The sequence below is a fragment of the Streptomyces sp. NPDC046349 genome, assembly GCF_055587885.1.
In genome coordinates this window covers 139,028-157,978 of the sequence record NZ_JBVJFK010000014.1, presented here as the reverse complement: position 1 = coordinate 157,978, position 18,951 = coordinate 139,028, and the positions used below count along the sequence as shown (strand labels likewise).

17 protein-coding genes are annotated in these 18,951 nt (G+C 72.1%); 10 read left to right on the top strand and 7 right to left on the bottom strand.

Annotated features, from left to right (window positions below):
• The first annotated feature begins 505 nt into the window (after window positions 1-505).
• Together ACZ6JS_RS29795 and ACZ6JS_RS29790 are read left to right on the top strand one after the other, a co-directional pair.
• Window positions 506-1,360, top strand: coding sequence for an NmrA family NAD(P)-binding protein (locus ACZ6JS_RS29795; protein WP_469302478.1), 855 nt, complete (start codon window positions 506-508; stop codon window positions 1,358-1,360).
• A gap of 69 nt (window positions 1,361-1,429) precedes the next feature.
• Window positions 1,430-2,452, top strand: coding sequence for an AraC family transcriptional regulator (locus tag ACZ6JS_RS29790; protein ID WP_469302476.1), 1,023 nt, complete (start codon window positions 1,430-1,432; stop codon window positions 2,450-2,452).
• Here the strand turns inward: ACZ6JS_RS29790 and ACZ6JS_RS29785 are convergent.
• Window positions 2,415-2,924 (bottom strand): GNAT family N-acetyltransferase, encoded by a 510-nt coding sequence (locus ACZ6JS_RS29785; RefSeq protein ID WP_469302652.1) that lies wholly within the window; start codon window positions 2,922-2,924, stop codon window positions 2,415-2,417. The genes ACZ6JS_RS29790 and ACZ6JS_RS29785 overlap by 38 nt on opposite strands.
• A 1,079-nt stretch (window positions 2,925-4,003) precedes the next feature.
• Between ACZ6JS_RS29785 and ACZ6JS_RS29780 the strand changes: the two genes are divergently transcribed.
• From ACZ6JS_RS29780 to ppk2, 5 genes are all read left to right on the top strand, one after another.
• Window positions 4,004-5,086: a tryptophan 2,3-dioxygenase family protein gene (locus ACZ6JS_RS29780; protein WP_469302474.1), complete on the top strand. Its 1,083-nt coding sequence runs from the start codon at window positions 4,004-4,006 to the stop codon at window positions 5,084-5,086.
• Window positions 5,087-5,260: 174 nt separating this feature from the next.
• Window positions 5,261-5,452 (top strand): hypothetical protein, encoded by a 192-nt coding sequence (locus tag ACZ6JS_RS29775; RefSeq protein WP_469302472.1) that lies wholly within the window; start codon window positions 5,261-5,263, stop codon window positions 5,450-5,452.
• A 116-nt stretch (window positions 5,453-5,568) separates the two neighbouring features.
• Window positions 5,569-6,075, top strand: a complete 507-nt coding sequence (locus tag ACZ6JS_RS29770) for a hypothetical protein (RefSeq protein WP_469302470.1) — start codon at window positions 5,569-5,571, stop codon at window positions 6,073-6,075.
• 51 nt (window positions 6,076-6,126) lie between these two features.
• Window positions 6,127-6,756 carry a hypothetical protein gene (locus ACZ6JS_RS29765; RefSeq protein ID WP_469302469.1) on the top strand — a complete coding sequence of 210 codons (630 nt, stop codon included), beginning with the start codon at window positions 6,127-6,129 and terminating at the stop codon, window positions 6,754-6,756.
• A gap of 433 nt (window positions 6,757-7,189) precedes the next feature.
• Window positions 7,190-7,981: a polyphosphate kinase 2 gene (gene ppk2, locus ACZ6JS_RS29760; RefSeq protein WP_469302650.1), complete on the top strand. Its 792-nt coding sequence runs from the start codon at window positions 7,190-7,192 to the stop codon at window positions 7,979-7,981.
• 128 nt (window positions 7,982-8,109) lie between these two features.
• On the opposite strand, the gene ACZ6JS_RS29755 is transcribed toward ppk2, so the two are convergent.
• A complete protein-coding gene (locus ACZ6JS_RS29755) occupies window positions 8,110-8,364 on the bottom strand; it encodes a hypothetical protein (RefSeq protein ID WP_469302467.1) in 255 nt (84 codons plus the stop codon).
• A gap of 538 nt (window positions 8,365-8,902) precedes the next feature.
• Between ACZ6JS_RS29755 and ACZ6JS_RS29750 the strand changes: the two genes are divergently transcribed.
• Window positions 8,903-10,366, top strand: a complete 1,464-nt coding sequence (locus ACZ6JS_RS29750) for an amidase (RefSeq protein WP_469302466.1) — start codon at window positions 8,903-8,905, stop codon at window positions 10,364-10,366.
• Window positions 10,367-10,478: 112 nt separating this feature from the next.
• Here the strand turns inward: ACZ6JS_RS29750 and ACZ6JS_RS29745 are convergent, their stop codons facing one another.
• The 5 genes from ACZ6JS_RS29745 to ACZ6JS_RS29725 all read right to left on the bottom strand — a co-directional run bounded on the left by ACZ6JS_RS29745 (window position 10,479) and on the right by ACZ6JS_RS29725 (window position 17,489).
• The gene (locus tag ACZ6JS_RS29745) at window positions 10,479-11,453 is read right to left on the bottom strand and encodes a carbohydrate ABC transporter permease (protein WP_469302465.1); all 975 of its coding nucleotides are present in this window, start codon (window positions 11,451-11,453) and stop codon (window positions 10,479-10,481) included.
• Window positions 11,450-12,844 carry an ABC transporter permease subunit gene (locus tag ACZ6JS_RS29740; RefSeq protein ID WP_469302463.1) on the bottom strand — a complete coding sequence of 465 codons (1,395 nt, stop codon included), beginning with the start codon at window positions 12,842-12,844 and terminating at the stop codon, window positions 11,450-11,452. The genes ACZ6JS_RS29745 and ACZ6JS_RS29740 overlap by 4 nt, the downstream gene beginning before the upstream one ends.
• Before the next feature lie 10 nt (window positions 12,845-12,854).
• Window positions 12,855-14,186: an ABC transporter substrate-binding protein gene (locus ACZ6JS_RS29735; protein WP_469302461.1), complete on the bottom strand. Its 1,332-nt coding sequence runs from the start codon at window positions 14,184-14,186 to the stop codon at window positions 12,855-12,857.
• Between the two features lie 114 nt (window positions 14,187-14,300).
• A complete protein-coding gene (locus ACZ6JS_RS29730) occupies window positions 14,301-16,004 on the bottom strand; it encodes a glycoside hydrolase family 13 protein (RefSeq protein WP_469302459.1) in 1,704 nt (567 codons plus the stop codon).
• A 210-nt stretch (window positions 16,005-16,214) separates the two neighbouring features.
• On the bottom strand, window positions 16,215-17,489 hold the full coding sequence (locus ACZ6JS_RS29725) for an ABC transporter substrate-binding protein (protein ID WP_469302457.1): 1,275 nt from the start codon (window positions 17,487-17,489) through the stop codon (window positions 16,215-16,217).
• A 165-nt stretch (window positions 17,490-17,654) separates the two neighbouring features.
• Between ACZ6JS_RS29725 and ACZ6JS_RS29720 the strand changes: the two genes are divergently transcribed.
• Together ACZ6JS_RS29720 and ACZ6JS_RS29715 are read left to right on the top strand one after the other, a co-directional pair.
• The gene (locus ACZ6JS_RS29720) at window positions 17,655-18,161 is read left to right on the top strand and encodes a PadR family transcriptional regulator (RefSeq protein WP_031151728.1); all 507 of its coding nucleotides are present in this window, start codon (window positions 17,655-17,657) and stop codon (window positions 18,159-18,161) included.
• The gene (locus ACZ6JS_RS29715; RefSeq protein ID WP_469302455.1) at window positions 18,158-18,949 is read left to right on the top strand and encodes an ABC transporter ATP-binding protein; all 792 of its coding nucleotides are present in this window, start codon (window positions 18,158-18,160) and stop codon (window positions 18,947-18,949) included. Before ACZ6JS_RS29720 ends, ACZ6JS_RS29715 begins: the two co-directional genes overlap by 4 nt.
• The last annotated feature ends 2 nt before the right edge of the window (window positions 18,950-18,951 follow it).

Sequence of the window (18,951 nt, the reverse complement as noted above, 5' to 3'; positions counted from 1 at the left end):
CTCGTTCGGTCGGCGGCGGGCCGGGATGCCGAGGTGGACAGCTGGTCGTCGGTCCCGGCGTTGAGATTCCCGCAGTCGGTGGGGGCGGTGAGGGGAGGCCGATGCCTTCGATCTCGCCGATTCAGCCTTGGTCCGGGTACCCGGCCGCGCTCGTCGGGTGAGCAGGTCCTCTTCCACCTCGATCAGGCGGGGCAGCATCCTGGGGCAGAGGTGGCGCATCGGGCAGCGGACGCAGGCTTCTCTGAGCCGGCGATCGCCAGTCGGGCTCTGGGTGGACCGCCGGCATCCGGCGCCGGCGGGTGCCGAGGTCGTGAAGCTCTGGAGGCGGCACGGGCCGGAGGCGCCCACACCGTCTTCCTGAGCTCGTACGGGGGGCGACCGTCCTCCGTGAGCAGCTGCAGTCGTGCGGGGAAGACCACACCACCCACCCTCGCATGGACGCTCGCGTATGTGGGTGAGCGTTTCGGCTATGTCGCGTCTCGGTCCGCTCGATTTGACTGAGGTCATGACGAAGACGACGAAGAACGACGCACAGACCACCGAAGAGGCCCTCACCCTCGTCATCGGAGGGAACGGCAAGACCGGCCGCAAGGTCGCCGAGAAGCTCACCGTCCAGGGCCGGCCCGTTCGGGTCGGTTCCCGCAGCGGGCAGCCGGCCTTCGACTGGAACGAGCCCGGCACCTGGCTCCCGGCACTGGAGGGCGTCGACCGGGTGTACGTGACCTATTACCCCGACCTCGCCTTCCCGGGCGCAGTGGAGCAGGTGGGCGCCTTCGTCGAGGTGGCGGTCGGCGCGGGGGCGCGTCGTCTCGTGCTGCTGTCCGGACGGGGCGAAGAGGCCGCGCAGCGCAGCGAGGAGAAGCTGAAGGCCTCCGGGGCCGATTGGACAGTCGTACGGGCGAGTTGGTTCAACCAGAACTTCGACGAGGGCCTCTTCCTGGAGCCGGTGCTGGCCGGTGTGATCGCCCTGCCGACCTCGGACGCGGTCGAGGCGTTCGTCGACACCGAGGACATCGCCGACGTGGTGGTGGCCGCCCTGACCGACGACCGGCACATCGGCAGGACCTACGAGCTGTCGGGACCACGGCTCATGAGCTTCGCGGACGTGGCCGCCGAGCTGTCGAAGGTCACCGGCCGTGAAATCGCCTATGTGCCGGTCCCGGACGAGGCCTACCGTGCGCAGCTCCGGGAGCACGGCGCCCCGGAGGACGTCGCGGAGTTGTTCACGCTGATCCGGGACGGGCGCAACGCGCACCTGGTCCACGGAGTCGAAGAGGTCCTGGGCCGGGCGCCCAGGGACTTCGCGGACTTCGCCCGCGAGGCGGCGGCCACCGGTGCCTGGGACGCCCCGGCCAACTGACCGGCCCGACCGCACGTCACCCCGGGCCGGCACCGGCCCGGGGGCCGCGGGAGCGGAGAAGATGTACGCATGGACATGTTGACCGGTCTGCTGGAGGGCCCCCAGGCCCGGGGTGCCTTCCTCCTCAAGTCCGTCCTGAACCCGCCGTGGGCGATGCGGATCGAGGACCGAGCTCCGCTGTCGGTGGCGACGATGGTGCGCGGTTGCGCATGGATGCTGCCCGACGGGGGCGAGCCCGTGATGATCGCCCCGGGCGACGTGGCGGTGGTGCGCGGGCCGGATCCGTACACGGTGGCCGACGCCCCGGACACGCCGGTGACGGTGACGGTGGGGCCGGATCAGCGGTGCAGCACTCCGGAGGGGGAGGACGTCACTGAGTCCATGGCGCTGGGCGTGCGGACGTGGGGAACGGCCCACCAGCACGCGGGTTCGGCGGTGATGCTCAGCGGCACCTATCAGGCGCCGAGCGAGATCGGCCGCCGACTGCTGGGGGCACTGCCGACGATTCTGGTCAGACCGGCGAGAACGGCGGACGCGACCCTGATCGACCTGCTCGCCTCCGAGATCTCGAGCGAGGAGCCGGGCCAGGAGGTCGTACTTGACCGGCTGTTGGACCTGCTGCTGATCGGGGTTCTGCGGGCGTGGCCTTCAGCGGCGGATTCGAGCGCGCCGGCCTGGTTCCGCGCCCAGAGCGATCCGGTGGTCGGCCCGGCGCTGCGGCTGCTGCACGAGAGCCCGGCCCACGGGTGGACCGTGGAGGAGCTGGCCGTACGGGTAGGTGTGTCACGGGCGTCGTTGGCACGCCGGTTCAGGGAGGTGATGGGGGAGCCGCCGGTCGGGTATCTGACGGGCTGGCGTCTCGCGTTGGCGGCGGACATGCTGCGAGAGCCGGATGCCACGGTCGAAAGGGTGGCCCGCCGGGTCGGGTACGGCAGCGCCTTCGCCCTGTCCGCGGCCTTCAAACGGGTGCGGGGAATGAGCCCGCAGGCGTTCCGCACGGGCACGGCCGGGCCCGGCGCCGGGCTGGCGCCGGGCCCCGGGGGCACGGTGGTCCTCAGCCCGCCGGAGGCGCGGCGGCCGGGTCGAGAGTGAGCGCACCGACGCGTTCGTCACCGATGAGTTCGCCGGTGGGGATGAAACCGAGGCCGAGGTAGAAGGGTTCGGGGCTGCCCGAGCCGGCGTGCCAGCTGACGTGTGCCGTCCGGTGGGTGCCGCGCCGGCGGATCTCCTCGATGACGGCGTGAACGGCGAAACGGCCGTAGCCCTTGCCCTGGTGGCCCGCGTCGATGTTCAGGCGCCATATGCCGCTGCGCCGGTCGGTCGGATCGCCCGCCGGGTCCCAGAGGATGTCGTGGAAGGCCATCACGAAGCCGACGACGTCGTCGCCGTCGACGACGGCACGCGGCCAGGCGCTGGCAGGGTGGATGTACGCCTCGGCGAGGGACTTGACCACGGGGGAGACCAGGTGCGCCTGGTCGGGGCGTACTTGTACGGCGCACACCGCGTCGAAGTTGTCGGCGGTGACGGGTTCCAGTCGCAGGGTCCGCTGCGGCGGGACGATCATGGCGGGCATGACCTCACCCTAACGTCATGTCGAATCCCCCGTCCGGGGGAGACGGTCCCCCCTGTCGGGGGAGGCCGTGGACCTGGACGAGCTGAGACCTTGAAGGCAGTGGGCGAGTATCCGACTCGCCACTCACCATGGAGGTCTGACCATGCGTAAGTTCCCCACCCCGGTCGCACTCGGCACGGCGACGGGCGCCCTCGCGGCCGGAGCAGGCACCGCAAGCGCAGCATCGGCAGCCCCGCCGGGATCCGTGCCGGCATCCGTGCCGGGATTCGTGCTGGGGTCGGCACTGGCATTGGGGCCGGGATCGGTGCCGGGATCCGGGTGGGTGGAGCGCCTCACGCTGCGCAGCCGGAGCCTGCTCCACGCGCACGGGCCGGGCCCCAGCCCAGGCGAGCGGCTCACCGCCCGGGTCGGGCCCCGGACCGTCGCCGGTCGCACCCGTGGCCGAGCCGTCGTCCAGCACGTGTTCCTCGGGCAGGGCGCCGAGTGGGACGACCTCGACGCGGCCTGCATGACCGACGGCGCCGACGGCGCCGTCACCGGGCGGGTCGCCGCGGCCACCGCCACCCCGGCCGGCGGCCTGCCCCCGACCACCGGGCCTGCCGGCCGACACCCCGGACGGGGCTCACCTTCCACCCGGCCGACGAGCACGGCGAGCGCGGGGTCGGTCGGGCCGGCGCCGACCTGCTGGACCCGGACAAGCCCGCCCGGACCGCGCGATGCACTACGGTCCCGGCCGGCCTCTGGGCCATCGGGGGTCGGACCGTCGTCCACGCATGACGTCGGCAGCCCCTCCCGAGCGCTGCCTCCGCTGCTGCTGTCAAGCCACGAACTTCCGAGACATGACCTTTGGCCCTCCGGTGATGTCTGGTGGAACCCGGTGCCGCCACACGGCGACACGGGAGAGGTGAGAGGCGATGACTCCTCAGGACAAGGGGTGTGCGTCCCCCCTGCGGGCGGTAGGGCGCTGGGTGGCCGCGGACCGGATCCCGGTGGAATCCGACGGCCTGGCCCTCGCCCGGTCCGTCAACGACCACGTGCGGCGCACGGGGAAGCACTTCCTGCCGAGGCGCATGCTGCTCCGCCTGAGCGAAATCCGCCACAGGGATGCGGCAGGCCTCCCTTTTCTCCACGCCTTTCTCGACTGTCTGCTGGACAAACACGAAGGACGTTTCTGGAATCGCACCTATCTTTCACTTCCGGTCCTGGAGCTCCTCCTGGACGAGCGGAATTCCGCGGTGAGCGCGGACCGGATGTCCACCCTGCTCATGGCCGATGTCGTCCGGTTCGAGGCGGGGGCGGCGGGCGGTTCGCGGGAGGGGCCCGGCCGGGGCCGGCCGGATGCCGAGACGGTAAGCACGCGGCTGCGGCACGCCCTGAGGTTCGTCGCCCAGGATGTCGGCGGATCCGCGGCCGGCGGCCTGCCGTCACGCCTGGACGACACCTCCGGGGCGCGCCTCGAGGCACTCGCCGAGCGTCTGCCCCGGCCGCCTGCGACGGACGCCTGGGCGTGGTTCGACGTGACCGTCCAGCCGGTCTACGTATTGCACGACGAATACTTCTTCATCCGCATTCTCCAGGCCCATGAAATGCTCTTCACCGCGATGGTCGAACATGTGACATCGGCCGTTATGGCATTGCGTGAAGGGAATCCAGAGAAATGCGCCGAGCGAATAGAAGACGCGGTCGCGATGTTCGAACGAGCCGCTGGGCTGTTCCGTACGGTCGCCACCATGCGGGCGGAACACTTCTCCACGTTCCGCCACTACACCCAGGGCGCCAGCGCCATCCAGTCCGAACAGTACAAACGCTTCGAGAGCCTCTGCGGCGTGCCGCCCGCTCCGCGCCTGCACTCACCCGCCTTCACGAGTGTCCCCGCCGTACGGGCCGAGGCGCAGGACCCCGACCGCGACACCGTCGCCCGCGCCTACCTCGACCTCCGCCGCGAGGGAGGCCCCGGCGGGGCGGCGTGGAGCCGCCTCGACGCCGCCCTCGGCCGGCTGGAGAGGAGGCACCAGCGGTGGAAGTCGGCCCATCGCGGCCTCGCCGCCCGCATGCTCGGCGACGCCCACGGGTCGGGGCACACCGACGGCGTGCCCTACCTGACCGGGGCCCTGGACAACCGGCTGTTCTGGCAACTGCCCTTGACCCGATGAACGGTGCGGGCTCACGCAAGGGATGCGGAGGGCCGTCGAGGACCCGATCGTGCAGCGTTTGCGGGGCCTTCTCCTTCGCTTCGGGGAGGCGGTCCTCACCCACTCCCCGGCGGGAACCGACCGATCGGTGCGTGCCGGGGTGACGTCGTCGGGGCGTCGGGCGTTGGTATGGGCATGGATGACGTACTCGACTTGTTGGACGCACTGCTCGACGGGGTCACGGAGCCCAGGCTGAAGCTGATCGGCGAGGACGAGGCGCGTGCGCTGATCGTGCTGCTCGGCCTGCTCGAGGACGAGGGGCAGCCCGAGGAGATCCGCCGAGCCGCCGGCGACATGCGATACCGCATCAGCAGCCGCCTGGCCTGAGGTCACCGGCGTGTCTGCCGTGTCCCGGTGCCGCAGGGCGGTAGGGGTGGACGGACGGACCTCGCGGGGGCGGCGGGGCCGATCCGGGGAGACGGGCGAGAGCGGGAGCGTGGCTTGTGGCGATGGTCGGACTGTTCTGGGTGACCGCGGACGCCGTGTACCTGGGGTCGCCGCCGACCGCCGTCGGCGGCTGCGTCCGGCTGACCTCCGACGGGCTGGAGGCCGTCGACCCCGATGGCTCCCGGGTGTGGACGTGGGCGGAACTGCGTTCCGCCGTGGTGGAGGACGTGCCCACCGCAGGTACGCCCGGACGCGTCTCGAGGCTTCTCGGCTCGATGGTATCGGCCGCGGCCGGGGCGTTCCTGGGGGAGGGCCCGCCCGAGATGAGGCTGCGGCTGGAGACGGAGGCCGGGTCGCAGGAGGTGACCGTGTACGCGGCGGCGGCCGGCGGATACCAGGCCCATGAGGCCGCACTCTCCCAGGATCTCCTCGCCCGCTTCGTCGCCGGGACAGCGGACCCGTGCGCCCCCGGGGCGTGGGGCCGCGAGCACGCCTCGGACGGCACACCCAAGCCCGCCGTCCGGGAAGCCCTGCTGGAGGCGTGGGCGCGGCCGCGGACCTGACCACGACATCCGCCGTGGCCGGCGAGGACGCGCGTCGGGCAGACTGCCAAGGTGATCGTTCTGCAGCCGGTCCTGGAGATCCAGGCGACGCGTGAAGGCTTCGACCTCTGGCCGCTGGCCGAGGCGGAGCCGTACTCGTTCCTGCCGCTCAGCGGTGCGCTGTCCCCGGCGGAGGTCGGTACGGCGGTCATGTCGATCGCCGTGTGCAACGACTGCGAGCCCGCCGCCGGCCGCCCGCCGCGCCCCGCTGACCCGCCAGGGGCCTTCCTGCACGGCCTGTTCACCATGGACGACCTGTTCGCGTCCGGCGGGCTCCGGATCACCGACACGGTTCGCGGCGTGACGCTGGTGCCGGGCTGCTGCAACGGGATCGAGGAACGGTCCGGCTGGGCCGAGGTCCTCGACGGCTCCGGCTGGGCCTCCTTCGGCCACAACCCGTCACCGTGCGCCGAACGCCTCGGCGAAGGCGTCCGGTTGACCGTGGACGCCGAGAACGACGACAGCCCGGTGATCGAGCTGCGGGTGTCCGAACTGCGCGGCCTGCTCTCCCGCGCGGAACGCGACCTGGCGGCCTTCATGCACCTGGTCGGGCCGTGGGCGGCCCGTTACGTACCCGGTCACGCCGAGGCCACCACCGCGGCCGTGGCACAGGCGCTGGCCGTACCGGCGTCCGGACCATGAGAGCGAGTATCCGAACTCCGACCACGGCGACCGCGGATCCGCTGCCGACCCTGCTTGCGGAGGCGGCGCACGCGGAGGCGGCGCACGCGGAGGCATGTTTGCGGCGGCGGGCCCTTCTCCGGTCAGCGGACGCTCGGCCTCAACGCCCGTACGGTTTCCCCTGCCCGTCGGCCTGGGGGCCGCAGTGGCCGCGGAGTGAGTCGGCCCGGGTGGCCGTACGCCGACGAGTACGGCCAGCGCGGTGAGCCGGGGCGTTGATCGTGCCACGTCGCCCGCCAGGGGCGTGCAGGACCGACCGCCCCTCGACGTCGAGTCACCGCACCGCGGCCACGGGCGTGCCGACACGCCCGGGCCGGACAGACGTCATTGCGCTCGGATGCCCGCCGTGAATGACTTGATCGACACACCGGACCCCGACGGGGAGGCGAGCGCCATGGGTCTCAAGAGGGCGGCATACGAGCAGGAGCTGCTGCGGCTGCAGACTGAGCTGGTCAAGCTCCAGGAATGGGTGCGCACGGAGGGCGCCCGTCTCGTCGTGGTCTTCGAGGGACGCGACGCGGCGGGCAAAGGAGGAACGATCAAGCGGGTCGCCGAGCACCTCAACCCGCGCGTGGCCCGCATCGCGGCCCTCCCGAAGCCGACGGAGCGCGAACGCGGCCAGTGGTACTTCCAGCGCTATGTGGAGCACCTGCCGGCTGCCGGCGAGATCGTGCTCTTCGACCGCAGCTGGTACAACCGCGCCGGCGTGGAGCACGTGATGGGCTTCTGCACCCCCGCGGAGCACCAGCGCTTCCTGCGCCAGTGCCCGGTGTTCGAGCGCATGCTGGTGGAGGACGGGATCCTGCTCCGCAAGTACTGGTTCTCCGTCAGCGACGACGTCCAGGAAGAACGCTTCCGCCGCCGCACGCAGGACCCGCTGCGGCGCTGGAAGCTCTCCCCGATGGACCTGGAGTCCCTCACCCGCTGGGAGGCGTACTCCCGGGCCAAGGACGAGATGCTCGTCCACACGGACACGGAGGACTGCCCCTGGTTCGTGGTCGAGAGCGACGACAAGCGCAGTGCGAGACTCAACATGATCGCCCACCTGCTGTCCTCGGTCCCGTACGAGGACGTGGCCCTGCCGTCGCTCACCCTCCCGCCGCGGCCCCGCCCGACCGGCTACGTGCGCCCGCCCAAGGAACTCCAGAACGCCGTTCCCGACCACGCGGCCACCCTCGCCGGCTAGTGCGGGCGTCCCACCACCACTGGTGGCCCGGGATACGCAGCGGGCGGGCGGCCCGCCGGCACGGGCGGTCGGCGAAGCACCGCATCACGTGGTCGTCACCGGCCGACGGCCGCGGCCACCGCATCGAATCAGGCCCCATCGCGGCGCAGGAGGGTGACGACGTCCGGCGGCGGTCCGCGCGTGCTCTCCTTGCGGTACGACAGCGGGGCGTTGGCCCAGCCGAGGAGGAACGCGACCGTCCCCTCCAGGACCGCCAGCCGGGGGTCGTGCCGTTCGGCCGGGGCGAGGGCGGTGCCATGGGGATGTTCGAGGAACGGCAGGAAGGTGCCCGCATCCCGGCCCCACCGGCCCGCATGCCCCCGCCCACCCCCCTGCACTGCCACCCCGAGTCGGCTTCGACGTACGGCAGATGTACCCTTCCCGGTCGGCCCTTTCGACCATGACACCCGTCGGCGGTTTCCCCAAGACCTCGACGGCGCCGCTCCGGCAGAGTGCCTGCCCCTGATCCGCGGTGCGCTCCTGCGGTGCGCCGACGCTGCCGACCACTCGGCGCGCCGGACACCGATCGCGCCGTGTCCGCGGCGGCCCTGGTCGCCGGCCGGCATCCGGTCGACGCGCCGGCTGTTCGGTGTACGGCCCTTCCGGAGCGGTACCGGGGCTTCCGGCATGGGAACCCCGGCTGCTCGCCGCCGAGGCGCTCGACCGGGTGGTCACCCATGCTTCCGAGCCGGTCGAGCTGAGGGGGACGCCCCGAGCGGACCGCGGTGGCGGCAGGGCGCCGCCCGACTCCGTGGCGCCCTCGACCCGGCGGTCCCGCCGCAGAGGATGTCCTCTTCGCCGTCCGAAACCGTGGCTTGACGCGGGAGCGGTGGGGCGACAGCCTTGCCCGGGTTACCCGTAGGTAGGGGCGAAGGGGCGGGCATGGACAGGGACGACGCGGATCTGATGTTCCAGGGAGTCGAGCGGCAGGCCGAGCTGGTGCGCACCGGAAAGGTCACCTCTCGGGCCCTCGTCGAAGCCGCGCTGCGACGCATCGACCGGTTCGACCCCGCCCTCGGAGCCTTCCGCGTCGTCCTCGCCGAGCAGGCCCTCGCCGAGGCCGACGCCCGGGACGCGGACGCGGAGCAGGCGCGGGGCCCGCTCCACGGCGTGCCCATCGCCGTCAAGGACGAGCTCGACGTCGCCGGGCAGGTCACCACCTTCGGCGGCGCCGCCAACCACACCCCCGCCGCCGCCGATTCGGAGGCCGTACGCCGCCTGCGCGCCGCGGGAGCCGTCGTCATCGGCAAGACGGCGATGCCCGAATTCGGCCAGTGGCCCTTCACCGAGTCCGACACCCACGGAACCACCCACAACCCCTGGGACACCACCCGGACGCCCGGCGGCTCCAGCGGCGGCAGCGCCGCGGCCGTCGCGGCCGGACTCGTCGGGGCGGCGCTCGGCGGCGACGGCGGCGGATCCATCCGCATTCCGGCCGCGTGCTGCGGGCTGTTCGGCCTCAAACCGCAGCGCGGCCGGGTCTCCACCGCCCCGAACGCCCACCTGTGGTACGCCCTCGGCACTGTGGGACCGCTGACCCGCACCGTCCGAGACGCGGCCCTCCTCTACGACGTCCTCGCCGGCACCACGCCCGCCGACCGCTGGAGCGCCCGCCCCGTCGGCACCGGCTGGCTGCGGGCCCTGGAGACCCCGCCCGGCCGACTGCGCATCGGCTACTCCGCCAAGTCCGCCGTGGCCGGGGTGCGCCCGCATCCCGAGCACGTCGGAGCACTCCTGCAGACCGTACGGGCGCTGCGCGAACTGGGTCACGACGTACGGGAGGTCAACCCCCGCTATCCGGACGCGACGGTCCCGTTCGCGGCGCAGTTCTGCGGTGGGGTGCGTGCGGAAGCCGCCGCCGTCGAACGGCCCGAACTGCTCGAGCCGCGTACCCGGAGCACACTCGCGCTCGCCCGTCTGATCCCCGAATCCGCCGTGGAACGTGGGATCCGGGCGGGGGAGCGGCTGGCGCAGCGCGCCGAGCGGATGTTCTCCTCCATGGACCTGCTGCTGACCCCGGTCCTCGCCGCCCGGCCGCGTCCGGTGGGCGCGCTGGACGGCGCCGGGCTGCTGACCGCGCTGGCGCGTTCGCGCCCGATGGTCGCCTACACCGCGCTGTGGAACGTCACCGGACACCCGGCGGCCTCCGTACCCGCGGGCCACGGCGCGGACGGCCTGCCGCTCGCCGTGCAACTGGTGGGCCGCCGCGACGACGAGGTGTCCGTGCTGCGGGTGGCGGCGCAGCTCGAGGAGGCCCGGCCGTGGGCCGGGCGCCGCCCGACTCCTGAGGCCGGGCTCAGCCAGGGCGTGGACGGCGAGCAGACACGCTCCACTCCGCGCCGGTGATCGGCGGGCTTCCACTCGGGCCGGTTCATGGAGCCGGCCTGGGGGCACGCGGACGCCTCCGCATGAGCGTGGACACCCATGCGGAGGCTTGCGTACGGACTCGTCCGGTCGGCTACTTCACCGAGCCGGCCATCACGCCCTGGACGAAGTGCCGCTGGAAGGCGAAGAAGACGACCAGCGGGACCACCAGCGACAGGAACGCCCCCGGCGCGAGGACGCCGATGTTGCTGCCGAACTGCCGCATCTGGGACTGCAGCGCGACCGTGAGCGGCTGCGACCCGGTGTCCGCGAAGAGCAGTGCCACGAGCATGTCGTTCCAGACCCAGAGGAACTGGAAGATGGCCAGGCTCGCGATGGCAGGGCGGCCGAGCGGCAGCACGAGCCGGGAGAAGATCCGCCACTCGCTGCCGCCGTCCATCCGGGCGGCCTCCAGCATCTCGCGCGGGATCTCGGCGAAGTAGTTGCGCAGGAGGAAGATCGCGAACGGCAGTCCGTAGGCGACGTGGAACAGGACGACGCCCGCGATCGTCCCGAACAGGCCCACCGCGCCGAAGAGTTTCGCCACGGGCAGCAGCCCGATCTGCACCGGGACCACGAGGAGTCCGACGACCACGAGGAAGACGCCGTCCCGGCCGGGGAATTCCAGCCAGGCGAAGGCGTATCCGGCGAGTGCCGCGATGACGACGACCAGGACGGTGGTCGGCACCGAGATCAGGACGGTGTTCCAGAAGGCCGCCCCGATGCCGGAATCCCCCAGCAGGGCGGTGTAGTTGTCGAGGGACAGCTGGGAGGGATCGGCGAGCGCGGTCCACCAGCCGTCCGTGGCGTTGTCCTGTTCGGAGCGCAGCGAGGACAGGAGCAGGCCCGCCAGCGGTGTGATCCAGACGAGGGCGACCAGGATCAGGACGCCCTGGACGGCGGAGCTGCCCAGGAGGCGTGAGACCCGGCCTCCGCGGCGCCGTCCGGGTGCGGAGGCGGGCGCGGAGGCCGAAGCGGACGGGGGCGGGGGTGAGGACGTGGCGACGGGCCGGACCGTCGGCGTCCGCCGGGACGGGCCGTGCCGTTCGGCGGTGCTGTGGCCGCTCATGCTCCACTCCTTCGGAAGCGCCGGACGTTGAAGATCATCGCCGGGACGACGAGCAGCAGGAGCACCATGCTGAGCGCGCTGCCGAGGCCCTGGTCGTTGCCGCCCCCGAAGGAGACCATCCACATGCGGGTGGCCAGCACGTTCGCCTCTTCCTGGACGGGTCCGGGCGCGATGATCCACACGAGGTCGAAGACCTTCATCACGTTGATCACGAGGGTCACGAAGACCACGGTGAGCACCGGCGCGAGCAGCGGAACGGTGATCTTGCGGAAGATCTGGCCCTCGGTGGCGCCGTCCATGCGTGCGGCCTCCAGTGCGTCGCGCGGGATGGCGGCGAGGCCGGCGCCGATCAGGACCATCGAGAAGCCGGTCCAGACCCACAGGTAGGCACCGATGATGGCGGGCGTCACCAGCGCCGGACCGAGCCAGTTCACGCCCTGGTACGGGGCTTCGAAGTTGGCCGCGGGCAGGCGGACGGTGTAGTCGCCGTCGGCCAGCCCGGCGAACCGGAAGGAGCCGTCCTCGGCAGTGGTCGCGGTCGCGGCCACCCGGCCGTCCCGTACGGCCTCGACCGTCATGCCGGGCAGACCCCTCTCGCCCGGGTCGACCCTGCCCGGTGTCCCCGCCCCGCCGGGGGCGAAGTCGAGGTAGACGACACCCCCGATCGTGTCCGCGCCGGGTGCGGCGCCCGCCGGGGAGGCAGGATCGGACGCGGTCCGCGCGCCGGCCGGCATCGCTTCGGGTGCGACCCCGATGAATCCGAGGCCGATCGAGCCCCCGGGCCGTACGGTCGCCGCGGAGCTGTACGGGCCGCCTGCCCCGCCCGTCAGGCCTTGGCCCTCCCGGGGCCGGGCCGTGGGATAGGCGGCGGCGTCGTCGAAGCCGTCGTGGACGGCGACGGCGGCGGCGTTGAGCACGCCCCGGTCCGGGTCCTGTTCGTAGGCGAGCCGGAAGATGATGCCCGCGGCGAGGAACGACACGGCCATCGGCAGGAAGAGCACCAGCTTGAACGCGGTCGCCCAGCGCACCTTCTCGGTGAGCACGGCGAGCAGCAGCCCGAGTCCGGTGAGCAGGGTGGGGGCGACCACGACCCAGACGGCGCTGTTGCGGATGGCCTTGAGGGTGGCCGGGTCCTGCACGATCGCCGCGTAGTTGGCGGCCCCGACGAACCGGTCGCCGTCGGCGTCGAAGAGGCTGCGCCCGAAGGAGAAGAGGACGGGGTAGACGACGAGCGCGCCGAGCAGCAGCAGGGCCGGCAGGACGAAGACGACCGCGAGGCGGCGCTTCCTGCGCCGGGCCTGGCGCCGTCCGTCGACCGCGGGGCGACCGGTCGAGGGCCCGCCGGTGGCGGGGTGGTCGGCGGCGGGGCGGTCGGTCATGGTGTCAGCCATGGCTGTGGCCTCAGTTCCCGTAGGCCTTGGCGGCCTCGGCCTCGAGCTTCGCGGCCGTGCCCTGGGGGTCCGAGGGGTCGCGCAGGAAGTCCTGGAGGAGCTTCCACTCACCCGCGCCCTTCGTACCGCCGAACGCGGCCGGGGCCTGGTCCGACATGTCGAAGCGGATCGAGTTGCCCGCCGCGATGAGCGAGTTGGCGGTGCTGCGCGTGGTGTCGTCGCTGTACTTGGCGAAGTCGACCTCGTTGTTCGGGGACAGGAAGCCGCCCGCGCCGGCCCAGACCTCGGCGGCCTCGGAGCTCGCCAGGAACTCGACCAGCTTCATGCCCGCCTCGCCGTTCCTGCCGTCCTTCAGGACGACCGCCGCGTCACCGCCGCTGACCACCGGCGCGCGGCCGCCGTCGACCGAGGGGAAGGGGAAGAACTTCGCGTCCTGCCCGAGCTTCTTGCCGAACTGCCCCTTGGCGACACCGCCGACGAAGTCGCCCTCGTAGACCATGCCCGCCTTGGGCTCCGGGCCGAAGACCTGCGCGACCGACGAGGGGAAGTCGGTCCCCAGCGCCGCCTGGGCGCCGCCGGCGACGAGCTGCTTGTCCTTGAACAGCTCCCCGAGGGTGGTCAGGGCCCGCACGACGCTCTCGTCGGTCCACTTCAGCTTGTGCTGGGCGAGCTGGTCGTACTTCTCCGGTCCGGCCTGGGAGAGATAGATGTTCTCGAACCAGTCGGTGAGGGTCCAGCCGTCCTCGCCGGCTATGGCGAAGGCCGGGCGGCCGGAGTCCGCGAGGGTGCGGCCGGCCTTCAGCATGTCGCTGTAGCTCTTGGGCTCGGTGACGCCGGCCTGGGCGAAGGCCTCGGGCGCGTACCAGACGGTCGACTTGTGGGCGGCCTTGAAGTAGAGCCCGTAATACGTGCCGTCGACCGTGCCGTAGTTCTTCCACACCGGCGCGAGGGTGGACCCGGCCGTCCGGGAGGTCTGCTCGGACAGCGGCCGGAGCCAGCCCTCCTTCGCGAACTGCTGGAGCACGCCCACCTGGGGGACCATGACCACGTCGGGCGCGTTGCCGCCTTCGATCTTGCTACCGACGAAGGTGGACACGTTGTCGCCGGAGGGCACGAAGACCGTCTTGGCGCCGGTCTTCTGGGTGAAGGCGTCGAGGACCTTCTTGAAGCTTTCCTGTTCAGCGCCGGTCCAGACGCCCGCCACGGTGACGGTCTGGCCGCTGAGCCCGCCGCCGCTCGCGGGTCCGGTGGCGCCGCCGCAGGCGGTGGCGCCGAGGGCGAGGGCGAGGGCCGCGGTGGTGGCGGCGGCACTGCGTCGGGTGGTCTTGCCGGGTCGTCGCATGACGGGTCCTTTCGGGAAGGTCCTGGGCTGGGGAGGGGCTGCTGGGGGACTGCGGGGTGACAGCGCCGAGGGGGCGTGGCTGCCGGGTAGGGCTGGGGGGCTTGCAGCGGGCGCTTACGGCTGCGCGGCCGCCGGGCCGGGAGCCGGGAGTTCGCCCGCCCACCAGGCCGCGGTCGCGGCGGGGAGCACCCCGTCGGGACAGGGCCCGCTGGCGAGCAGCGGCGTACCGGCGACCGGTGCGGGCACCGGCTCCGTGCCGAAGTTGACCGCGCAGATCAGGCCCTCGCCGCGGGCCATGGCCAGCACCTGCGCGGGCGCATCGAGCCAGCGCAGGGGTCCCTCGCCGAGCTGCGGCAGGGTGCGCCGCAGCTGGAGGCCGTCGCGGTACAGGTGCCAGAAGGAGCGGGTGTCGGCCAGGGCGCGGTCGGTGGCGTGTTCGGCGAACCACTCGGGCTGCGGCAGCCACGGCTTGACACCGGCGGCCTCCTGGCTGAAGCCGAAGGGAGAGGCGTGCCCGGACCAGGGCAGGGGTACGCGGCAGCCGTCCCGTACGTGCTTGCGGCTGCCCGTACGGCGGAAGATCGGGTCGGTGAGGACCTCGTCGGGCAGGTCGAGGACCTCCGGGAGGCCCAGTTCCTCGCCCTGGTACACGTAGGCGGCGCCGGGCAGGGCGAGCATCAGGAGGGCGGCGGCGCGGGCGCGGGCCGCTCCCAGTCCGCTGCCCTCGACCCCGGGCTCGCCCGCGTAGCGGGTGACCGTGCGGACCTGGTCGTGGTTGTTGAGGACCCAGGTCACGGTGGAGCCGGTGCCGGCGATGTCGCGTATCGCCTCGGTGATCGTCGTACGGAAGGCGTCGGCGTCCCAGGGCGCGCTGAGCAGGTCGAAGAAGAACGCCTGGTGCAGTTCGTCGGGGCGGACGTACTCGGCGTGCTCGCGTGCGGTGGGTACGGAGACCTCGCCGACCAGCAGCCGCTCGTGACCGTCCCGGGCGGTGTACTCCTCGCAGACCGAGCGCCAGCGTCGCCACACGCCGTGCACCTCGGGCTGGTTCCAGGCCAGCTGGTTGACGGCGTCGCGGGCCCGCTCGTCCGCCCCGGGGTCGTCGGAGTCAGGCAGCTCGGGGTGCTTGAAGAGTCCGGCGGCGACGTCGATACGGAATCCGTCGACGCCCCGGTCCAGCCAGAAGCGGAGCACGCGCTCGAAGTCGTCGCCCACGACCGGGTCGCGCCAGTTCAGGTCCGGCTGCTCGGGCGTGAACAGGTGCAGGTACCACTCCCCGGGAGTGCCGTCGGCCGCGGTGGTCCGGCTCCAGGCCGGGCCGCCGAACATGGCACGCCAGTTGTTGGGCGGCTCCTCGCCCTCCGGGCCGCGGCCCGGAGCGAAGTGGAAGCGGGAGCGGGCCGCGCTGCCCGGCGCCGCGTCGAGCGCTTCGCGGAACCACGGGTGCTCGCTGGAGCAGTGGTTGGGGACGATGTCCAGCAGCAGCCTGAGCCCGAGCCGGTGGGCGTCGGCCACCAGCCGGTCGAACTCGGCGAGGTCGCCGTAGACCGGGTCGACGCCGCAGTAGTCGGCCACGTCGTAGCCGTGGTCGTGCTGCGGCGACGGGTAGAAGGGGCTGAGCCAGATGCCGTCGACACCGAGCTTCCTGAGGTAGGGAAGCCCGGCGCGTACGCCGGCGAGGTCGCCCACGCCGTCCCCGGTGCTGTCGAGGAAGCTGCGGACGTAGACCTGGTAGATCACCGCGTCGCGCCACCACGGGGCGGAAGGGGCGGCGCTGCGGGAGGGGTGACCGGTACCGGCCGGAAGGGTGCTGAGCATCTCGCGTCGACCTGTCTCTGAATGCGAGAGCGCCCTGGATCAGGTGCGCTGTTATGCATGCATGTTAAGTAGCGGCGACTGGAAGGTGTCAACGATGTGTCCAGAAACAGGCAAAAGCTGGGGTGGTTTGTCCGTGAATGAACTGATGCACGCAAGAGGGCTCCTACTTAACATGTAAGTAGGAGCCCTCGGGGAGGTGCGGAAGTGCAGTCAGCCCGTACGGGAAAGGGCGCCGAGCTCGCGCGCCAGCCGCGCCACCGCCTCGTCGGGTGTGTGGCGCAACGCCATGACGTCCTGCCCCACGGCCTGAACGGCGAGGCTCACCTGGTCGTAGCGCGGGCTCTTGGGGCGCGGCACCGCCGACAGCACGCTCTCGCGCAGGGTCGGCAGGTACGGATAGGCGCGCACCAGCTCGGGATCCTGGTACAGCGCGGCGCGCACCGGCGGCAGCGAGCCCTCGGTGAGGACCCGCCGCTGCACCCGTTCACTGGTGAGGTAGGAGATCAGGTCGGCCGCAGATGCAGGATGCCGCGCGTGGCTGCTGACGGCGAGGTTGGAGCCGCCCAGCACGCTGCTGCCGGGCCCGTCGGCGCCCGGCAGCGGCACGGCACCGAACCGGCCCGCCACCTTCGACCCCGCCGCGCTCGCGTCCGCATACACGTAGGGCCAGTTCCGCAGGAAGAGCAGCCGGCCGTCCTGGAACGCCTTCCGGGACTCCTCCTCCTTGTAGCCGAGCGCCTCGCGGGAGATCCAGCCCTCCCGCACCCCGTCCGCGAGGAAACGCAGCCCGGCCCGCGCCCCGTCGGAGTCCACGGTGACACGGGCGCCGTCGTCGCGCAGGATCGAACCGCCCGCCGAGTGCACGGCCTCGGTGACGTTGACGGTGAGCCCCTCGTAGGGGAGGAACTGCCCGGCGTAGCCGTCCAGCCCGTGCTGCGGGGCGATGGTGCGCGCCTGACGGGCCAGTTCGGACCAGGTCCGCGGCGGCTGCTCGCCCGCCAGGTCCAGGATGTCCTTGCGGTAGTACAGCAGGCCCGCGTTCGTGACGTACGGCACCGCGTACAACCGTCCGTCGAAGGTCGCGGTGTCCACGACCGGCCGCAGGAAGGCGTCCAGCGGGAACCGGCCCCGGTCGAGTGGCGAGATCCATCCGGCCGCCGCGAACTCGGACGTCCAGGCGACGTCGATGTTCAAGACGTCGAACCGGTCGCGGCCCGATCGCAGTTCGCTGATCATCTGGGCCCGGGTCTCGTCGGCCGAGTCGGGCAGCTCGACGAGGGTCACCCGCTCGTCGGGACGGCTCGCGTTCCAGTCGTCGAGGAGGGGCCCGAGGTAGTCGGTCAGGTCGCCCGCGGTGACGAGCGTCAGGGGGCCGCGGGCGTCCGAAGCCGCGCCCGCGTCGGGACGCACGCCGAGACCTGCGTACCCCGCCAGCACGACCGCCACCACCAGGAGAGCTCTACCCGCGGCACGCATCCACCGCATAGATTCCTCCCAGAACACGATCCGGCTGCACTGCCGACCATCGTGGCCTATATATACCCGTTAGGCATGAGCGATACTAGACGTCCAGGCAGACAGGACGGACGTCGGCGGCATCCGGCCGGGCGCCAGTGAACGGTTGACTACGCAGGGGGAAGGAGGGGGCAAGTGCGGCTGGCGCTCCTTGCGCTCCTCACCCGTAGCCCTGCGCACGGTTACGAGCTCAAGCAGGACCTTGAGAAGCTCCTGGGCGCCGCGTACCCTCAGCCGAACGTCGGCCAGATCTACGTCACCCTCGGCCGGCTCGAGAAGAGCGGCCTGATCGAGGGCGAGGACGTCGAACAGTCGGGCCGCCCCAACAAACGCACGTACAAGCTGACGGACGCCGGGCGCGAAGCCGTACTGGCGTGGTTCGAGGAAACCGCCGAGGAACCCCGGGTACGGGACGAGTTCTTCATGAAACTGGCGCTCGCACCGCAATCGGGTCTGGCCGACCCGATCGCCCTGATCAACAAACAGCGGCGCCAGTACCTCAACACCATGCGGGACCTGTCGAAGCTGGCCGCCGCCGAGGACCGCGACAACAAGATCTCCCAACTGCTGATCGAGGGCGCCATGCTGCACCTGCAGGCGGACCTCGACTGGCTGGAACGCTGTCAGGAGGAGCTGGAATGAGCGACGACACCACCGCCGCTCCAGCCGTGCTGCCCGCCGTCCGACCGGCCGTGCCCATCGTCCGCGCCGAGGGGCTGACCAAGACGCATCACGGCGAAGGCGCGCCGGTGCCCGCCGTCCGGGGTGTGGACCTGTCCGTCCAGCCCGGCGAGTTCGTCGCCGTCACCGGCCCGTCCGGAGCCGGCAAGTCCACGCTGCTGCACCTGATCGGCGGCCTCCAGCGGCCCGACGGCGGCAAGCTGTGGCTCGACGGGGAGCGGGTCGACGCATACCGCGAGGCCCGCTGGGCCGTGCTGCGGCGCCGCAGCATCGGCGTCGTCTTCCAGTTCTTCAACCTCGTCTCCAACCTCACCGTCGCCGACAACGTCGAACTGCCCGCCCTCCTCGCCGGCGTCTCCCCGAAGGCGGCCCGCGACTCCCGCGCCGAACTGCTCGCCGAACTCGGACTCGAAGGCCGCGAGCGGTCCATGCCCGGAGAACTGTCCGGCGGCGAACAGCAGAGGGTCGCGCTCGCCCGCGCCCTGGTCAACCACCCCCGGCTGCTGCTCGCCGACGAACCGGCCGGCAGCCTCGACAGCAAGGGCACCCGCGAGGTGCTGCGGCTGCTCACCCGGTTCCACCAGCGCGGCCAGACGATCATGATGGTCACGCACGACGCCCGGATGGCCAGCGCCGCCGACCGCGTCATCAGCTTCTTCGACGGCCGAATAGCCGACGACGCACAGCTCGGCGGCGGGCGTCCCGGGCCCGCCGGCGGCGTCTCCGGCGTGCTCGAACTGAAGGAGTGACC

What these genes read in the sequence shown, in the direction of transcription:
- ACZ6JS_RS29740 (WP_469302463.1), bottom strand. Translation starts at nt 12,844, where the DNA reads ATGGCTGACACCATGACCGACCGCCCCGCCGCCGACCACCCCGCCACC.
- ACZ6JS_RS29730 (WP_469302459.1), bottom strand. Translation starts at nt 16,004, where the DNA reads ATGCTCAGCACCCTTCCGGCCGGTACCGGTCACCCCTCCCGCAGCGCC.
- ppk2 (WP_469302650.1), top strand. Translation starts at nt 7,190, where the DNA reads ATGGGTCTCAAGAGGGCGGCATACGAGCAGGAGCTGCTGCGGCTGCAG.
- ACZ6JS_RS29745 (WP_469302465.1), bottom strand. Translation starts at nt 11,453, where the DNA reads ATGAGCGGCCACAGCACCGCCGAACGGCACGGCCCGTCCCGGCGGACG.
- ACZ6JS_RS29785 (WP_469302652.1), bottom strand. Translation starts at nt 2,924, where the DNA reads ATGATCGTCCCGCCGCAGCGGACCCTGCGACTGGAACCCGTCACCGCC.
- ACZ6JS_RS29735 (WP_469302461.1), bottom strand. Translation starts at nt 14,186, where the DNA reads ATGCGACGACCCGGCAAGACCACCCGACGCAGTGCCGCCGCCACCACC.
- ACZ6JS_RS29775 (WP_469302472.1), top strand. Translation starts at nt 5,261, where the DNA reads ATGGATGACGTACTCGACTTGTTGGACGCACTGCTCGACGGGGTCACG.
- ACZ6JS_RS29750 (WP_469302466.1), top strand. Translation starts at nt 8,903, where the DNA reads ATGGACAGGGACGACGCGGATCTGATGTTCCAGGGAGTCGAGCGGCAG.
- ACZ6JS_RS29790 (WP_469302476.1), top strand. Translation starts at nt 1,430, where the DNA reads ATGGACATGTTGACCGGTCTGCTGGAGGGCCCCCAGGCCCGGGGTGCC.
- ACZ6JS_RS29795 (WP_469302478.1), top strand. Translation starts at nt 506, where the DNA reads ATGACGAAGACGACGAAGAACGACGCACAGACCACCGAAGAGGCCCTC.
- ACZ6JS_RS29725 (WP_469302457.1), bottom strand. Translation starts at nt 17,489, where the DNA reads ATGCGGTGGATGCGTGCCGCGGGTAGAGCTCTCCTGGTGGTGGCGGTC.
- ACZ6JS_RS29715 (WP_469302455.1), top strand. Translation starts at nt 18,158, where the DNA reads ATGAGCGACGACACCACCGCCGCTCCAGCCGTGCTGCCCGCCGTCCGA.
- ACZ6JS_RS29780 (WP_469302474.1), top strand. Translation starts at nt 4,004, where the DNA reads ATGCTGCTCCGCCTGAGCGAAATCCGCCACAGGGATGCGGCAGGCCTC.